The sequence below is a fragment of the Brachybacterium sp. genome (assembly GCF_036379615.1).
Classification (GTDB): Bacteria; Actinomycetota; Actinomycetes; order Actinomycetales; family Dermabacteraceae; genus Brachybacterium.
In genome coordinates, this window is the sequence record NZ_DASVGJ010000002.1 from 1 (window position 1) to 15,714 (window position 15,714).

Here is a 15,714-nt window from a genome sequence, read left to right on the forward strand (position 1 = left end):
CGGTACCGGAACCCCGCCGCGCGGAACCGAGACCTCGCCGCGCGGAACCGAGATCTCGCCGAGCTGGACCGAGATCCCACCCGACAGGACCGAGACCCCGCCGGGCAGGACCGAGATCCCGCCCGGACCCTGGGGCGACAACGGACCGCCGCCCTTCTGACCTCGCTGTCTCCCCGCAGTCCATGCCGTGCCCGGTGCGCCTCCGCGCGCACCGGGGCACATGCATGCCAGTGCTCGATGCGTCCCGCCGGGAGCTGATCAAGGAGCCAATCACCCCGGTGCGATGCCTGCCAGCACCTCCCGCACGACGGCCGCAGGGTCCGGAGCCTCCATGATCGCGCGGACCAGGGCCACCCCGCCCACCCCCGTGAGGCCGAGAGCAGCAGCATCAGCAGGGGTGACATCTCCGATCGCCACGATCGGCAGCGAGGAGGCGGAGACGAGGGGAGGGTACCCCTCGACCCCGAGCGGCGACCGCCCGGAGTTCTTCGTGGGCGTGCGCCGGAAGGGGCCGGCACCGAGATAGTCGATGTGGTCGCGCAGCCCCTCGGCGGCGCGCACCAGATCCAGCGTCCCGGTGGTCAGGCCGATGATCGCCTCCGGTCCCAGCAGCTCCCTCGCATCGGCCACAGGCAGATCGTCCTGGCCCAGATGCACACCGTGCACCGCAGCCCCACGCCGGCGAGCCACGGCCGCGACGTCGGTCCGGTCGTCGACCAGCACCCGGGTGGCGGGATTCGCGGCCCGGACGGCCTCGGCCACGGCGAGCACGAGCTCCAGCAGCGCCGCCGTGGTGGCCTCCTTGGCGCGCACCTGCACCACCCCGGCCCCAGCGGCCGCTGCGGCGGCGGCGACCTCGACCGTTCGCCGCGAGGTGCCCGATGTGACGAGATAACAGCGCAGGTCCGGATCCGAGCCCAGATCCGAGCCCAGGTCCATGCGGTGTGCTGGGGCCGTGCTTCGTGCGGTCATCGTCCCACCTCGTCGAGTGCGTCGAGCAGATGCATGCGGAAGCTGCCGGGTCCGGTGGCCCGCGAGGCGGCGAGCTCCCCGGCCAGGTCGAGCCAGGCGACAGCAGCGACCGCCGCCTCCCACGCTGAGGGCTGCACCGCCGCGCACGCCGCGGTCAGTGCCCCCAGCAGGCAGCCGGTGCCCGTGACCCTGCTCAGCATCGCGGTGCCGCGCGCCACCTGCGCCCTGCGCTGCGAGTCCAGCACGAGGTCCACCTCCCCGGAGACCGAGACCGCCCCGCCGGTCCGGGAGGCGACCTCCCGGGCGGCGTGCTCGACAGCGACCTCCGTACCGTCCCCCACGATCGAGGAATCCGGCCCCCGGCCGCCCGGCCCCGCCCCCGTCAGGGCGAGCACCTCGGACGCGTTGCCGCGCACGACAGCGGGCCGGGACCCCAGCAGCTGCCGGGCGAGCGGGGTGCGGACCGGGGCGATCCCGATCGCGGTGGGATCGAGCACCCAGGGGCGCCCGTCCCGCACGGCCGCCGCGACCGTCGGCGGGATGCCCTCCATCGCGTCGGTGCTCAGCGTGCCGAGGTTGATCACCAGTGCGTCGGCCATCGTGGTCACCACGGGTGCCTCGGCCGCGGTCTCGGTCATCATCGGTCGGGCACCGGCCGCGAGCAGACCGTCCGCCACGATCGCCATCGACACCGTGGCGGTCAGGCAGTGCACCAGCGGCCGCGCCGCGCGCACCGCCTCGAGCACCGGTGCCGCCCGGGCCAGGTCCGGATCGCCGCTCATCGGGTGCCCCCGTCGGCCACGGTGTCCAGATCGGCGTCCAGCTCCCGCGGGGAGAGCCGCGGGCCGAGCGCGGCGCCGACCACGACCAGCACACCTCCGAGCACCACCATGACCAGCACGCTGCCGTGCCGGCCCAGCAGCGGAACGAGCGCCGGAACGTAGAAGGGATAGAGCGCCGGCAGCACCAGGGACAGGCTGTACCCCGCGCCGTAACCGGTCGAGCGCAGCGAGGTGGGGAACCGCTCCGAGAGGTACGCCGCGATCGGACCGTACGCCGAGACCGTCGCGACCTGCAGCAGCGCCGCGCACGCGGCCGCGACGGCGAGCGTGGAGGCGCTGACGGCGGCCCACCACAGCACCGGACCCGCGACCGCCGCGGCCGCGCCCCAGATCATCAGCAGCCGGCGCCGCCCGGTGAACGTCGAGAGATGCCCGGCCGCCGCCATCGCGAGCGCCTGGGCGATCGATGCCAGGCCCATGACCACCGGCACGGCCGTCGGATCGAGCGACGAGTCCTGGGACAGCCGCTCGGTGAGCAGCAGGACCGTGGAGTCGGTGAGCAGCCACAGGCCCGTCATCAGCACGAACACCTGCCAGAACGCGGGAGCCCAGGAGCCGGTGAGCAGGCCGCGCAGGGTCGGCGCGGATCGCGCACCCTCGGCGGCGGGCACCGGCTCCGGGCGGGGCGGCATCGGGGCGTCGACGACGTGGCGGCGGTAGTACACGAGCATGCCGAGGGAGAGCAGGGCGCCGAGCACGAACAGCGCCCGCCATCCCCACGCGGCGTACTGCTCCGGCCCCAGGGCCGCCAGCAGCACCGCGACCGCGAAGGCGACGCTCGCCTGAGCCCAGGGCGCCATCGACAGGATCAGCCCGCTCATCAGTCCCCGTCGGCGCGCCGGAGACCACTCCATCGCCAGCGGGATCGCCGCCGAGTACTCGCCGGCCACGAAGATCCCGCCGAGGAAGCGCAGCGCCAGCACCAGCGCCACCGTCCCAGCGCCCAGCAGATCGTGGGTGGGGATCACCGCGATCGCGAGGGCGCACGCGGCGGTGCCGCCGATCGCGACACGGGTGGTGCGGGTACGGCCCAGGCGGTCCGAGATCCGACCGAACACGACCCCGCCGACGGGCCGGCCGAACAGCATCGCGACGATGATCAGCGACGCGGCCGACGCCGTCGCACCGGGCCCGGCGAGCACGAGCATCGCCGGGGTGAGCGCTGTGACCGGCAGGAACACATGGACGTTGTCGATGAAGTTGCCGACCACTCCGGCGCGCAGGGCGGCACTGCCCGCCGGCGGCAGGGCGTGCGGGGAGCCGAGAACGGCGGAAGGGGCGGGGACGGGAGAGGGGGAAGGGGCCGGCGCGCTCATCGGGTCGCCGTCGCGAGTGCCGCTCCCGGGGACCGACGGGCCTCGGCGCTGTGGGGGAGTCGCTGCGCCTGCTCGAAGAACTCCAGCTCGTGCCGGCTGGCGAGGAGATGCGCGCGGGCGGCATCGGCCCGGTCCTGCGGGCTCGCGGCGGCGAACTCGCGCTCGACGGCGCCCAGCGCCCCGCGGACGCTCTCGACGAACTGCGGATCGCGATAGGTGTTCAGCCAGGCGGCATAGGGATGATCCGACGCGACGGCGGGGAGCCCGCCGCCCACCTGTGCGTAGAGCCAGAAGCAGGGCAGCACCGCCGCGGCCGCGACCGCCGTGGGGGAGCCGAACGCGTGCGCGAGCAGGAAGTCCGTGTACGCGGCGGTGACGGGACCGGGCGCGGTATCGGCCTCGGCGGGCAGATGCGAGAGCCAGGAGCGGTGCAGCTCCGACTCGACCGTGAGGCAGTGGTGGGCAGATCCCCTCCAGAACTCCCGTGCCGAGGGGTCCGCGGACCGCTCCGCGAGGGCGGCGAGCGCGCGGGAGTAGCGGCTCAGGTAGAGCGCGTCCTGGGCCAGGTAGAAGGCGAAGGCCGACTCGGGCAGGCTGCCGTGCACCAGGCCGCGCACAAAGTAGGAGTCCGCGATCTCGGCGGCGAGCGGGGCGCTCGCGGCCCACAGCGCCGCGGTCCAGGGACCGACGGGGGCGACCGCCGGAGGCACGGCGACCTCCGATCGTCCGGCACCCTCCGATCGCAGAGCCGCGGTCGACGGTGCGAGGTCCGCGGGATGCTCGAGCCGTGGCGGGACGGCGTCTGCCGCCAGCCACGGCGCCGAGGAGCCGGCCGCCTGGAGCCGACGGGAGCGGTGAGCGTGGTCCACCGGGCCGTGGCCCGATCCGACGTGCAGCTCCGCCCCGTGCCGGATCGCCTCGTGCAGCCAGGAGGTGGCCCAGTCGAGTGCGTCGGAGGGGGAGTCCCCGGCGCCCAGGCGGGTCGCGAGGGCGGAGGAGAGCGAGCAGCCGGTGCCGTGCGTGCTGGTGGTGTTCACCCGCATCGACCGCACCCGGTGGCGCGCCCCGTCGGCGCCCACCCAGGTGGTGGCGAGCTCCCGGCCCTCGAGGTGGCCCGTCTTGACCACGACGGCGACCCCGGTCTCCTCCACCCAGCCGATGGCCTGCTCGAGCGCCGCCTGCTCGGTCCGTGCCCGGGGTGCGCCGGTGAGCACGGCGAGCTCGTCGATGTTGGGGGTGACGACGCTCGCGCGGCGGCAGAACCGGAGCATGGCCTGCTCCGCCTCGGGCTCGAGCAGCCGGTCACCGCTGGTGGCGACCATCACCGGATCGACGACCAGCACCCCCGGCGGGTGCGCGTCGACCCATGCGGTGACCGTGTTGATCACCTCGACGGTGCCGAGCATGCCGGTCTTGACCGCCTCGAGCGCGACATCGTCGGCGACGGCGGCCAGCTGTGCGCCGAGGACCGCCGCCGGCGGCACGTGGATCGCGCGCACGCCGTGCGTGTTCTGGGCGACCACCGCGGTGACGACCGCCATCCCGTAGCCGCCGGCGGCGGTGATCGACTTGAGGTCGGCGGCGGTGCCGGCGCCGCCCGTGGGGTCGGTCCCGGCGATCGAGAGCACGCGCGGCACCGCAGGGCGTGCGGGCGTGGGGGCAGGCGGAAAATGGGTGCAAGGATCCGTCATGATGCGGACATCCCTTCGCTAGTACGAACTAGATCAGGTTCCACGGGTGTGATCTCAGCGCCGATGGCGCACCCCGTGTCCGCCGCCCACCCTAGGGCAGAGGCCGCGACCCCGGGGCGAGCGTCCACGACCTGCAGGATGTGCACGGCGGCGCCGACTGTCGGCCTCCGCTCGTAGGCTCGGGGCATGAAGATCCTGCACACCTCGGACTGGCATCTGGGACGCACCCTGCACAAGGTCGACCTCCATGAGCACCAGTCCGCGTTCCTCGACTGGCTGGTCGACCTGGTCGAGGCCGAGCAGGTCGACGTGGTCGTCATCCCCGGGGACGTGTACGACCGCGCCGTTGCGGCCGTGACCAGTGTGACGCTGCTCGACGATGCGCTGGCGCGGCTGGCCGGCACCGGCGCCACCGTGGTGCTCACCTCCGGCAATCACGACTCCCCGGAGCGGCTCGGCTTCGGGCGCGGCCTCATGAAGCCCGGTATCCACCTGCTCACCGATGTGCCCGGCATCGAGCACCCCGTCTCCGTCGAGGACCAGCACGGCGAGGTGCTGTTCTTCGGCCTGCCCTATCTCGAGCCCGATCGGGCCCGCACCGAGCTGGTCGCCGAGGGGGAGGCGCCCCTGGCCCGCAGCCACGAGGCCGTCACCCGCGCTGCCCTGGACCGCGTCCGTCAGCGTGCCGCCGCGCGCCCCGGTGCCCGCACCGTCGTCCTCGCCCACACCTTCGTCACCGGCGGCGATGCGAGCGACTCCGAGCGGGACCTCTCCGTCGGCGGCGTCGACTCCGTGCCCGCGGGCGTGCTCGGCGGCATCGACTACCTGGCGCTGGGCCACCTGCACGGCTGCCAGGACCTCACCGGCGCCGTCGGCGCGCCCGCCTGGTACTCCGGCTCACCGCTGGCCTTCTCCTTCTCCGAGAAGAACCACCGCAAGTCCGTGCTGCTGGTCGAGCTCGGGGCTCCTGCGGCCGACGGGGGCCGGGCCGAGGTCGAGGTGCGCCGGATCCGGACCCCCGTCCCGCGGCCCCTCACCGAGCTGCGCGGCACCCTCGAGCACATCCTCACCCACGCCGAGGCGCACGGCGGCGACTGGCTCAAGGCTGTCGTCACCGATCCGGCACGCCCCGCCCACCTGCAGGAACAGCTGCGGGAGGCGTTCCCGCACCTGCTGCTCACCGAGTACGCGCCCGAGGGCCGCGACGCACGCGAGGGCACGCCGGTGGTGCGGCGCGAGCAGAACCCGCTCGAGGTGATGGACGAGTTCCTCGCCCACGTCACCGGCGCGGCCCCCACACCGGCCGAGCACGACGTGCTGGACCGCGCCTACACCGCTGTGCGCCGTCAGCGGGAGGCCTCGTGAAGCTCCACCACCTGCGCCTGACCGGGATCGGTCCCTTCGCCGGGACCGTGGAGGTCGACCTCGCCGCCCTCGGTGCGAGCGGCATGTTCCTGCTCGAGGGCCCCACCGGCTCCGGCAAGTCCACGATTCTCGATGCGATCGTCTACGCCCTGTACGGGCAGGTCGCCGGCAGCGCCACCAGCGGGGACCGGATCCGCTCCCAGTTCGCCGCGCCCGTCGAGGCGAGCGTTGTGGACCTCGTGTTCGAGACCGCCTCCGGCATCTTCCGGGTGCGTCGCCAGCCCGAGTTCCAGCGCCAGAAGCTGCGCGGCACGGGCACCACCAAGGAGCAGGCCAGGGCTGGGCTGTGGAGGATCGGCTCCCCGCAGCTGATCGCGGACGTCATCGCCGACACCGCCGGCGGGGGCAGCGGGCTGGAGGCGATCGCGACCCGCATCGACGAGGTGGGCCGCGAGATCCAGCGCGCCGTCGGCCTCACCCGCGAGCAGTTCACCCAGACGGTGCTGCTGCCGCAGAACGAGTTCGCCCGGTTCCTCCGCGCCGGCACCGGGGAGCGCCAGGCCGTGCTGCAGCGCGTCTTCGGCACCGAGACCTACGCCGCGGTCGAGAAGCAGCTCGAGGAGATGCGCAAGCAGGCCAGGCGCGAGGTCGACGCCGCCCAGCAGACCCTCGGCACGGCGCTGGCCCGCTTCACCGAGGCCACCGGCCTCGAGGACGAGCAGGTGACGGTGCTCGAGGAGCATGCCGGGGCCCTGCGGCTGGAACCGCTGGCCGCCCTCGCCGAGGAGCACCTCGCGTCCGTCACTGCACGCGCCGCCGAGGCGCACAGCGCGGCAGGCCTCGCCCAGACCGCAGAGCAGCAGGCCCGCTCCGCCGCGGAGACCGCCGGCACCGCCCGCACGCGGATCGACCGCCGCCGCGAGCTCGATGCCCTGGCCACCCGGCTCACCGGGGAGAAGCCGGCTGCAGAGGCCGCGCAGTCCTCGCTGCAGCAGGACGAGACGGCGCGGCCTGTCGCCGAGGTGCTGCGCCGACGCGACCGGGCCTCGAGCACCGTCGCCACCGCGCTGGAGGCTCTCACCGATCTCGCCGCGAGGACCCGCACGGAGCACCCGCAGCTCGTGGAGCTGCTCGAGGCGGAAGAAGCCGACGCCGCACTGACCTCCGCGGTCGAGGAGGCGACCGGTGCTGCCGCAGCGCTCGCCGACCTGGCCGCCCTCGAGACCGCTCTGCCCGAGCGGGAGTCGCAACTCGCGACCCGCCGAGAGGCGTTGACCGCCCAGCAGCAGCGCCTGACCACCGCCATCGCACAGCTCGAGCAGCGCCCCGCCCAGCGCAGGGGCCTCATCACGCAGCGGGACGCTGCCCGGACCGCCGCCGCCGGGCTCGGCGAGGCGAAGATCGCGCTCTCCGCAGCGCAGGAGGTCCACCAGGCGACGACCGCCGCGGCGACCCAGGAGAAGGCCGTCGAGAAGGCCCGGCAGGCGGCGGAGACCACTCTGCGCACCGCCCGACAGCGCGCCGAGACCGAGACCTCGCTGCGCCGCCGCCGCTTCGCAGGCATCGCCGCAGAGCTCGCCACCGATCTCGAGCCCGAGCAGGCCTGCCCCGTCTGCGGCGCCCTCGAGCACCCGCATCCCGCCGATCCGGCCGACGACGCCGTCAGCCCCGAGCAGGTCGAGGCCGCAGAAGCCGCGCGGCAGCAGGCCGAGCACGCCCAGCACCGCGACGAACAGGCCCTCGCCCTCGCCCGCCAGGAGCTGGCGCGCCTGCAGCAGGCCGCCGGCCAGCACACCCCCGAGACCGCGCAGCAGCTCGTCGACACGGCGCGGCAGGCGGTCACCGCGGCGGTCGCCGCCGAGCAGCAGGCCACCGAGCTGGAGAAGAAGCTCGCCGCGCAGGAGGAGGAGACCCAGCGCCTCGCGACCGCGAAGGAGCAGACGGCCCTTCACGTCGAACGTGAACGCACCGCGATCGACGAGACCGCCCGCGCTCTCGAGACCGACCGGGAGAAGATCGTGCGGGCGAGGGGAGAGGACTCCTCGATCGCCGCCCGCCGCCGCGCCCACAGCGCCCGCGCCCGCGCCGCGACCGGCCTGCTCGAGGCCGTGCGCCGCCGCACCCAGGCCGAGCAGCAGGCCGCCGAGGTCACGGCGGAGGCCGATCAGGCCCTCGCCGCGTCCGGGCTCGCCACCGCTGAGGCGGTCCGCGCCGCGGTGCTCGCCCCGCCCGAGCGCGAGCGCCTGCAGAAGCTCGTCCAGCTCCGGGCCGTCGAGGAGACCCGGCTCGCCGACGGGCTCGCCGAGGAGGGGATCGCCGAGGTCGACGCGAGCGATGGCGCACGGGACCAGGCCGATGCCGCGGTGGCCGCGGCCGGCGAGAAGCTCACGGCGGCGCAGACCGCAGCCCGGGAGGCCGACGGGATCGCCGCCCGGCTCGGCGGCATCGCCGAACGCGGTGCCACCGCGCGCACGGCGCTTGCGACCGCCTCGGCGCAGGTGCGCGCCGTCAGCGAGGACGCCGGGGTCACCGTGCGCGTCGCCGACCTCGCCACCGGACGCTCGAGCGACGGGGAGCGCGTGCAGCTGTCCACCTACGTGCTCATGTGGCGGCTCGACGCCGTCATCGAGGCGGCGAACACGCGCCTGGCCCTGTTCTCCGGCTCCGACCTCGAGCTGCAGCGCGACACCGGCGCCCGCGGCGCGCGGAAGACGGGCCTGGACCTGCTGGTCCTGGACCGGCGCACCGACCAGGTGCGCGTGCCCGAGACGCTCTCCGGCGGCGAGACCTTCTTCGTGTCCCTCGCGCTCGCGCTGGGGCTGGCGGACATCGTCATGGGCGAGGCCGGGGGAGTGCAGATGGAGACCCTCTTCATCGACGAGGGCTTCGGATCGCTGGACCCCGAGACCCTCGAGACCGTGGTCCGCGAGATCGGCCGCCTCGCCGAGAGCGGCCGCGTGATCGGGATCGTCAGCCACGTCGGCGATATGAAGGCCCAGATCGCCGAGCAGATCCACGTGCGCCGCGGCGCGGATGCCCGCTCCACGCTCACGATCACGGCATAGCTGCTGAGGTGCTGCGGTGCTGGGGGCTGGCTCAGAACTCGCGGCGGAACAGGTCCTCGACCTCGTCCGTGCCCGCCGCACCGCCGTCGGACTCCCGCCGCCGCTCCTCGCGGGCGAACAGCGGCACCCGCCAGCGGATCAGCAGCGGGGCGAGCAGGGCACCGATCCAGGCACCGGCGGCGTTGGCCAGCAGATCCTCGATGTCCGCGATCCGCACCCCGCACGGGTACAGCCCGAACGCGCCGGTGTACTGCGTGACCTCGATCAGCGCCGACAGCAGCACCGCCGAGGCGAGCGAGGTCGTCACATCCCGCCGGAAGACGCCCCGCAGGATCAGCCCGAGCGGTACGAACAGCGCCATGTTCATCACGATCTGCAGCACCGGGAAGCTGACCGCGAGCTCCCACAGGCCCGCCCCGCCGCGCTGCAGGCCCAGCAGCTCGGCGGCGGAGTGGAAGGGATCCAGTCGCAGCGCCCCGCCGGGCCGGCTGCGGCAGGTCGCCGCGACGTCATACGCCGGGGCGATCGTCAGCCCCGCGAGCGACATCGTGTAGAGGCAGATCACGGCCACCCCGACCAGCCGGGAGGGCCGCACCCGGCCGAAACGCCGCCGCTGCAGCCACATCGCGGGCAGCAGGAGCACGGCGAAGACGCCGAGCCCGCCCGCGATGCCCACCAGGGACAGCCTCAGCAACTCGTTCACACAGGCACCGTATGGTCTCCAGCTGAGCACGGGCCGCACCGGCCCGTCACAGTCCCCCAGGAGCCAGGAGCCGACATGTCCACCACCCCGGACGCCCCACGTCCCGCCTTCCGCACGGCACCGCTCAGCCCCGGCTCCCGGATCGTGGGCACCGGCCACCACCGGCCCGAGCGCGTCATGACGAACCAGGACCTCGAACAGCTGGTCGAGACCAGCGACGAATGGATCCGCCAGCGCACCGGCATCGAGGAGCGGCACGTCGCCGCCGACGGCGAAGGGGTGCCCGAGATGGCGATCGCCGCGGCCCGCGCCGCCCTCGCCGACGCGGACGTCGACCCCTCCGAGGTCACCCAGATCATCGTCGCGACCTGCTCGAACGAGGAGCGCTCCCCGAGCGCGGCCGGCCGCGTCGCCCAGGCGCTCGGCATCCCCGCACCCTCCGCCTTCGAGGTGGGCGCCGCCTGCTCCGGCTTCGAGCACGCGCTCGCCGTCGCGGACATGTCGATCCGCACCGGCGCCTCGAGCGTCTCCCTCGTGATCGGCGCGGAGAAGCTCTCCGCCTTCACCGACTACAGCGACCGCACCACCTGCATCCTCACGGCCGACGGGGCCGGCGCGATGGTGCTGCGCGCGAGCGAGGAGCCCGGCATCGCCCCGGTGGTGTGGGGCACCGAGCCCGAGCTCGCCGACGCCGTCACCATCAACGCGGTCGACGGCGAGGGCCCCTACTTCGCCCAGCAGGGCCGGCAGGTGCTGGGCTGGGCGCTGCGCGAGGCGCCCGGCATCGCCCGTCGGATCGTCGAGGCGGCGGGGCTGAGCATCGAGGACATCGACGTGTTCGTCCCCCATCAGGCGAACCTGCGGATGATCGAGCCGCTCGCCGCCTCGCTCGGCCTGCGCGAGGACGCCGTCGTCGCCGACGACATCATCACCTCCGGCAACACCTCCGCCGCGACGATCCCCCTGGCCATCTCCCGGCTGCGGGAGGCGGGACGCATCCCCGCCGGGGCGACGGCGCTGCTGATCGGCTTCGGCGGCGGCTTCGCCTGGGCCGGCCAGGTGGTGCGCCTGCCCTGAGATCCGGTCCGCGGGAGGATCCCTCCGCCCGATAGGATGGACGAGGTCCGGCAGGCGCTTCCCGTCGGCCCCCGCTCTTCTTGGAGGATCCCGTGGTCGACTCCCTGACCGTCCAGATCATCGTGACGGTCCTGGCCGGACTGGCCTATGTCGTGGGCCTCACCGGGATCGTGGTCCCGGTGCTGCCCGGCACCATCACCCTGGTTCTCGCCACCCTGATCTGGGCGATCGTGATCGGCGGCTGGACCGCCTGGATCGCCTTCGCCCTGGTGCTGATCCTGGGCGCGATCGGGATGGCCACCAGCTACGTCCTCACCGGGAAGCGGCTGCATGCCGCCGAGGTGCCGATGTGGCCGGTCTATGTGGGCATCGCCTCCGGCATCGTCGGGATCTTCGTGATCCCCTTCCTGGGCCTGCCGATCGGCTTCCTGATCGGTCTGTACATCTCCGAGGCGCTGCGCCAGAAGGACTGGAAGAAGGGCATCACCTCTGCCTGGGTCGCGATCAAGGCGCTCGGCACCGGCATCCTCATCGAGTTCTCCCTCGCCATGTTCGCCACGATCGTCTTCGCGATCGCGGTCGTCGTCCACTTCGTCACGGCATGACCGCGCCCTCGACCGCGCAGCAGCCCGCACCGCAGCAGCCCACCTCGCAGGGTCGCGCGCCGCAGCAGCGCACCCCGCAGCATCCCGCCGTCCTCGTCCCGGGCCTGAAGAGACTGCTCAAGGGGTCCTGGGAGCTGCGCAGGTGGTTCGCCCTCGCGGTGCTCGGCGCGATCGCCTTCGCCCTGCTGCAGATCGCGACCTCCGCCGTGATCGGCCGGGTCACCGAGCAGGTCATCGTCCCCTCCTTCCAGCGCGGCGAGGCGACCCCCGCCCTGCTCGCCGGCGGCGGACTCGCGATCCTCGGCATCGCCGTCGCCCGCGCCGTCACCGTGATGGCGCGGCGCATCTTCGCCGCCGCCACCCAGTACGACCTCTTCCGCCTCTACCGCGAACGGATCGCCGCGGTGTACGCGAAGGTGCCGCTGCTGTGGCACCGCCGCCAGGCCACCGGCACCCTGCTCAGCTCCGTCTACTCCGACGTCGAGGCGACCTTCTTCGCGATGGCGCCCTTCCCCTTCGCGCTGTCCACGATCGTGATGCTGGTCTACGCGACGGTGGTCGTCTTCCGCATCGATCCGGTGATCCTGCTGGTCATGCTCGCCCTGATCGTCGTGCTGATCGTCCTCAACGTGCTGCTGCAGCGCTTCGCCACCCCGATCGCGATGCGCTCCCAGCAGCTGCGCGCGGAGGTCGCCGAGATCGCCCACGAATCCTTCGACGGTGCGAACGTGGTGAAGTCGCTGGGTCGTGAGGACGTCGAGGAGAAGCGGTTCACCCGCGCCGCCGACGACCTGCGCGAGACCGGCATCCGCTTCGGCTACATCCGCGGCTGGTTCGACCCCGCGATCGACGCCCTGCCCAACCTCGGCATCCTCGCCGTGGCCGTGCTCGGCGCCTGGCGGATCGGCGAGGGCCACCTCACCACCGGGCAGCTGGTCGAGGTCGCCTACCTGTTCACGCTGATGTCCCTGCCCATCCGCTCCTTCGGCTGGGTGCTCGGGGACCTCTCCCGCACCGTCGTCGGCGGCGGCCGTGTCCAGCAGATCCTCGACGTCACCGAGCAGCGCGAATACGGTCCCGACCCGCTGCCGGCCGGCCCCGGCGCGCTCACCGTCGAGGACGTCTCCTTCGTCTACCGCGACGACCCCGCCCAGGTGATCCTGGGCCGCGACCAGCGCGACCAGCACGGTCCCGATCCGCAGATCCGCGAGGGCCGCGCCCTGCACGGGGTGACCCTGCGCGCCGACCCCGACGAGGGCACCCGCGTGCTCGCCGTCGTCGGCGCGACCGGCTCCGGCAAGTCCACCCTCGCGCTGCTCGCCGCCGGACTCATCGACCCCACCGACGGCCGCATCGCCCTGGACGGCGCGGACCTGCGCGCCCTCACCGCAGAGGCGCTCACGGCGGACGTCATCCTGGTGCTCCAGCAGGCCTTCATCTTCGACGCGAGCGTGCGCGAGAACGTCACTCTCGGCGAGGACATCGACGAGGCGACCGTGCGCTGGGCGCTGCGCGTCGCCCAGGCCGAGGCGTTCGTCGACGCCCTGCCGGACGGGCTGGACACCGAGCTGGGGGAGCGCGGAGGCTCCCTCTCCGGCGGCCAGCGCCAGCGCATCGCACTCGCCCGGGCGCTCGCCCGTCGGCCGCGACTGCTGATCCTCGACGACGCCACCAGCGCCTGCGACCCCAGCGTCGAGCTGGCCATCCTCGACGGGATCCGCCGCGAGATGACCGCCTCCACCCTGCTGCTGATCGCCTACCGGAAATCCACCATCTCCCTCGCCGACCAGGTCGTCTTCCTCGATCACGGCCGGGTGGGGGCGGCAGGCACCCATGAGGAGCTGCGCGTGCGCAGCGAGGGCTACCGGGCCCTGGTCGACGCCTACGACGAGGCCGCGATCTCCCACAGCCTGCTCGAGGCCGAAGGACCCCAGCCCAGCGACGGCCCGGATCCTGCGGTCGCCGTGCCCGCCGAGCGCGAGCGCACCGTCACCGGCGCGATCGAGATCCACGGCACCGGCCGGTACCGCCGCGAGGAGATCTGGGGCGATGACCGCGAATGCGACCCCACCGAGCCGGACCGCAGCGAGCGCGACCGGACCGTGCCGGACCAGCCCATGCCCGACCAGCCCATGCCCGACCAGCTCGATGAGGAGGACGGCCGATGACCGCCGCACCCGCCGCCCGCAGCTCTGCGGCCGCGTCCTCCGCCTCGGCGTCCTCCGCCCTCGGCGGCGAGACACGCACCGACGAGGGAGCGCTCGCCACCATCCGCCGCGGCCTCGCACTCACTCCTGAGCTGCTGCGCGGACTGTGGATCACGCTGCTGCTGGCCGTCATCGCGACCGCCGGCAAGGTGGTGGTGCCGATCGCGGTGCAGTCCATCCTGGATCGCGGGATCATCGCTCCCGAATCGCCCGACGTCGCCTTCGTCGCCGGCGCCGCGGGCCTCGCCGCCGGAGTGCTGCTGGTGACCGCGAGCTGCAATGTGCTGATGAACCGGCGCCTGTTCCGCCTGGCCGAGCATTCCCTGGCCACCCTGCGCAAACGCGCCTTCCGGCATATCCACGACCTGTCGCTCCTCACCCAGGGCACCGAGCAGCGTGGGGCGCTCGTCTCCCGCGTGACCAGCGACGTCGACACCGTCAGCCAGTTCATGAGCTTCGGTGGCATCATGCTGGTGGTGATGAGCTTCCAGCTCGTCCTCGCCACCGCCGTCATGGTCTTCTACTCGTGGCCGCTCGCGCTCGTGGTGTGGCTGTGCTACCTGCCGATCCTGTTCATCATGGGCTCCCTGCAGAAGCGGATCCGTGCCCGCTACCAGGTGGTGCGCACGAACGTCGGCCACATGCTCGGCGCCGTCTCCGAGTCCCTCGTCGGCTCCGCCACCGTGCGCGCCTACGGCACCGAGGAGCGCACCCGCCGCGGGCAGGACGCCCGGATCACCGAGGTGCGCAACGCGCAGTTCGCGGTGCTGCGACCGCAGTCCGCCTCCTTCTTCCTCTCGGAGACGGCCGACGGTCTCGCCACCGCGGTGGTGGTCGTGGTCGGCATCGTGCTGGGCACCGGCGCGCTCGGCATCGACCTGCCCGGCGGCGATCTCACCGCCGGCGGCGTCATCGCCTTCGTCTTCCTGGTCTCCCTGTTCAGCCAGCCCGTGCGGATGGGCATCGAGATGCTCTCCGAGGCGCAGAACGCGGTCGCCGGCTGGCGGCGCGTGCTCGGCGTGCTCGACACCCCGGCCGACGTCGCCGACCCCGCGGGCGCGATGGACCCGCACACCGGCCGACGGGCCGAGGCCGTCCCCGGCGCGGCCGCGCTGCCGGACGGACTGCTGGACATCGAGATCCGGGATCTGCGCTTCGCCTACCCGACGGGTCCCGAGGTGCTGCACGGCATCGACGTGGACATCCCCGCCCGCTCCCGGATCGCGATCGTGGGCGAGACCGGCAGCGGCAAGACCACCTTCGCGAAGCTGCTCACCCGCATGATGGACCCCGCCTCGGGCACGATCCTCATCGGCGGCGTGCCGCTGCACCTGGTGCCCTACGCCTCGCTGCGCTCCCGCGTGATCATGGTGCCGCAGGAGGGGTTCCTCTTCGACACCACCGTCGCCGGGAACCTGCTCTACGGGAAGCCCGGGGCGAGCGAGGCGGAGATGCACCTCGCGCTGGAGGAGCTGGGCCTGGCGACCTGGGCCGAGGAGCTGCCCGAGGGGCTCGCCACCCCCGTCGGCCAGCGCGGCGAATCCCTCAGCGCGGGGGAGCGGCAGCTGGTCGCGCTCGCCCGCGCCTACCTCGCCGACCCCGACATCATCGTGCTCGACGAGGCCACCAGCGCCGTCGACCCCGCAGCGGACGTGCGCCTCCAGCAAGCCATCGACGGTCTCGCCCGCGGCCGCACCACCATCACCATCGCCCACCGCCTCTCCACCGCCGAGCGCGCCGACCGGATCATGGTGCTCGACCACGGCGACCTCGCCGAGCACGGCACCCACGCCGAGCTGGTCGCACTCGAGGACGGGATCTACGCGGGCCTGCACCACTCCTGGGTCGCGCACCGCAGCGAGCGGTGAGCG

The 15,714-nt window shown here is 73.5% G+C and carries 11 protein-coding genes and 1 riboswitch; of the genes, 6 read left to right on the forward strand and 5 right to left on the reverse strand.

Going from position 1 to position 15,714, the window contains the following annotated elements; all coding sequences use genetic code 11:
- Positions 1-270: 270 nt before the first annotated feature.
- From VF289_RS00035 to VF289_RS00050, 4 genes are read right to left on the reverse strand one after another with little or no spacing between them, the layout of a single operon-like run.
- Positions 271-972 carry a thiamine phosphate synthase gene (locus VF289_RS00035; protein WP_330879827.1) on the reverse strand — a complete coding sequence of 234 codons (702 nt, stop codon included), beginning with the start codon at positions 970-972 and terminating at the stop codon, positions 271-273.
- On the reverse strand, positions 969-1,754 hold the full coding sequence (thiM, locus tag VF289_RS00040) for a hydroxyethylthiazole kinase (protein WP_330879829.1): 786 nt from the start codon (positions 1,752-1,754) through the stop codon (positions 969-971). Before thiM ends, VF289_RS00035 begins: the two co-directional genes overlap by 4 nt.
- The gene (locus tag VF289_RS00045; protein WP_330879831.1) at positions 1,751-3,130 is read right to left on the reverse strand and encodes an MFS transporter; all 1,380 of its coding nucleotides are present in this window, start codon (positions 3,128-3,130) and stop codon (positions 1,751-1,753) included. Before VF289_RS00045 ends, thiM begins: the two co-directional genes overlap by 4 nt.
- Positions 3,127-4,758: a bifunctional hydroxymethylpyrimidine kinase/phosphomethylpyrimidine kinase gene (locus VF289_RS00050; protein WP_414644427.1), complete on the reverse strand. Its 1,632-nt coding sequence runs from the start codon at positions 4,756-4,758 to the stop codon at positions 3,127-3,129. The genes VF289_RS00045 and VF289_RS00050 overlap by 4 nt, the downstream gene beginning before the upstream one ends.
- 56 nt (positions 4,759-4,814) lie before the next feature.
- Positions 4,815-4,907: riboswitch (TPP riboswitch) on the reverse strand.
- A gap of 100 nt (positions 4,908-5,007) precedes the next feature.
- Between VF289_RS00050 and VF289_RS00055 the strand changes: the two genes are divergently transcribed.
- On the forward strand, positions 5,008-6,186 hold the full coding sequence (locus tag VF289_RS00055) for an exonuclease SbcCD subunit D (protein WP_330879835.1): 1,179 nt from the start codon (positions 5,008-5,010) through the stop codon (positions 6,184-6,186).
- Positions 6,183-9,251 (forward strand): SMC family ATPase, encoded by a 3,069-nt coding sequence (locus VF289_RS00060; RefSeq protein WP_330879837.1) that lies wholly within the window; start codon positions 6,183-6,185, stop codon positions 9,249-9,251. Before VF289_RS00055 ends, VF289_RS00060 begins: the two co-directional genes overlap by 4 nt.
- A gap of 31 nt (positions 9,252-9,282) precedes the next feature.
- On the opposite strand, the gene VF289_RS00065 is transcribed toward VF289_RS00060, so the two are convergent.
- On the reverse strand, positions 9,283-9,954 hold the full coding sequence (locus VF289_RS00065; RefSeq protein ID WP_330879839.1) for a VanZ family protein: 672 nt from the start codon (positions 9,952-9,954) through the stop codon (positions 9,283-9,285).
- Between the two features lie 75 nt (positions 9,955-10,029).
- Between VF289_RS00065 and VF289_RS00070 the strand changes: the two genes are divergently transcribed.
- The 4 genes from VF289_RS00070 (at position 10,030) to VF289_RS00085 (ending at position 15,711) form a co-directional block, all read left to right on the forward strand.
- On the forward strand, positions 10,030-11,031 hold the full coding sequence (locus tag VF289_RS00070; RefSeq protein WP_330879841.1) for a beta-ketoacyl-ACP synthase 3: 1,002 nt from the start codon (positions 10,030-10,032) through the stop codon (positions 11,029-11,031).
- 92 nt (positions 11,032-11,123) lie between these two features.
- Positions 11,124-11,636, forward strand: a complete 513-nt coding sequence (locus tag VF289_RS00075; protein ID WP_330879843.1) for a DUF456 domain-containing protein — start codon at positions 11,124-11,126, stop codon at positions 11,634-11,636.
- A complete protein-coding gene (locus VF289_RS00080; RefSeq protein ID WP_330879845.1) occupies positions 11,633-13,804 on the forward strand; it encodes an ABC transporter ATP-binding protein in 2,172 nt (723 codons plus the stop codon). The genes VF289_RS00075 and VF289_RS00080 overlap by 4 nt, the downstream gene beginning before the upstream one ends.
- Positions 13,801-15,711 (forward strand): ABC transporter ATP-binding protein, encoded by a 1,911-nt coding sequence (locus tag VF289_RS00085; RefSeq protein ID WP_330879847.1) that lies wholly within the window; start codon positions 13,801-13,803, stop codon positions 15,709-15,711. The genes VF289_RS00080 and VF289_RS00085 overlap by 4 nt, the downstream gene beginning before the upstream one ends.
- The last annotated feature ends 3 nt before the right edge of the window (positions 15,712-15,714 follow it).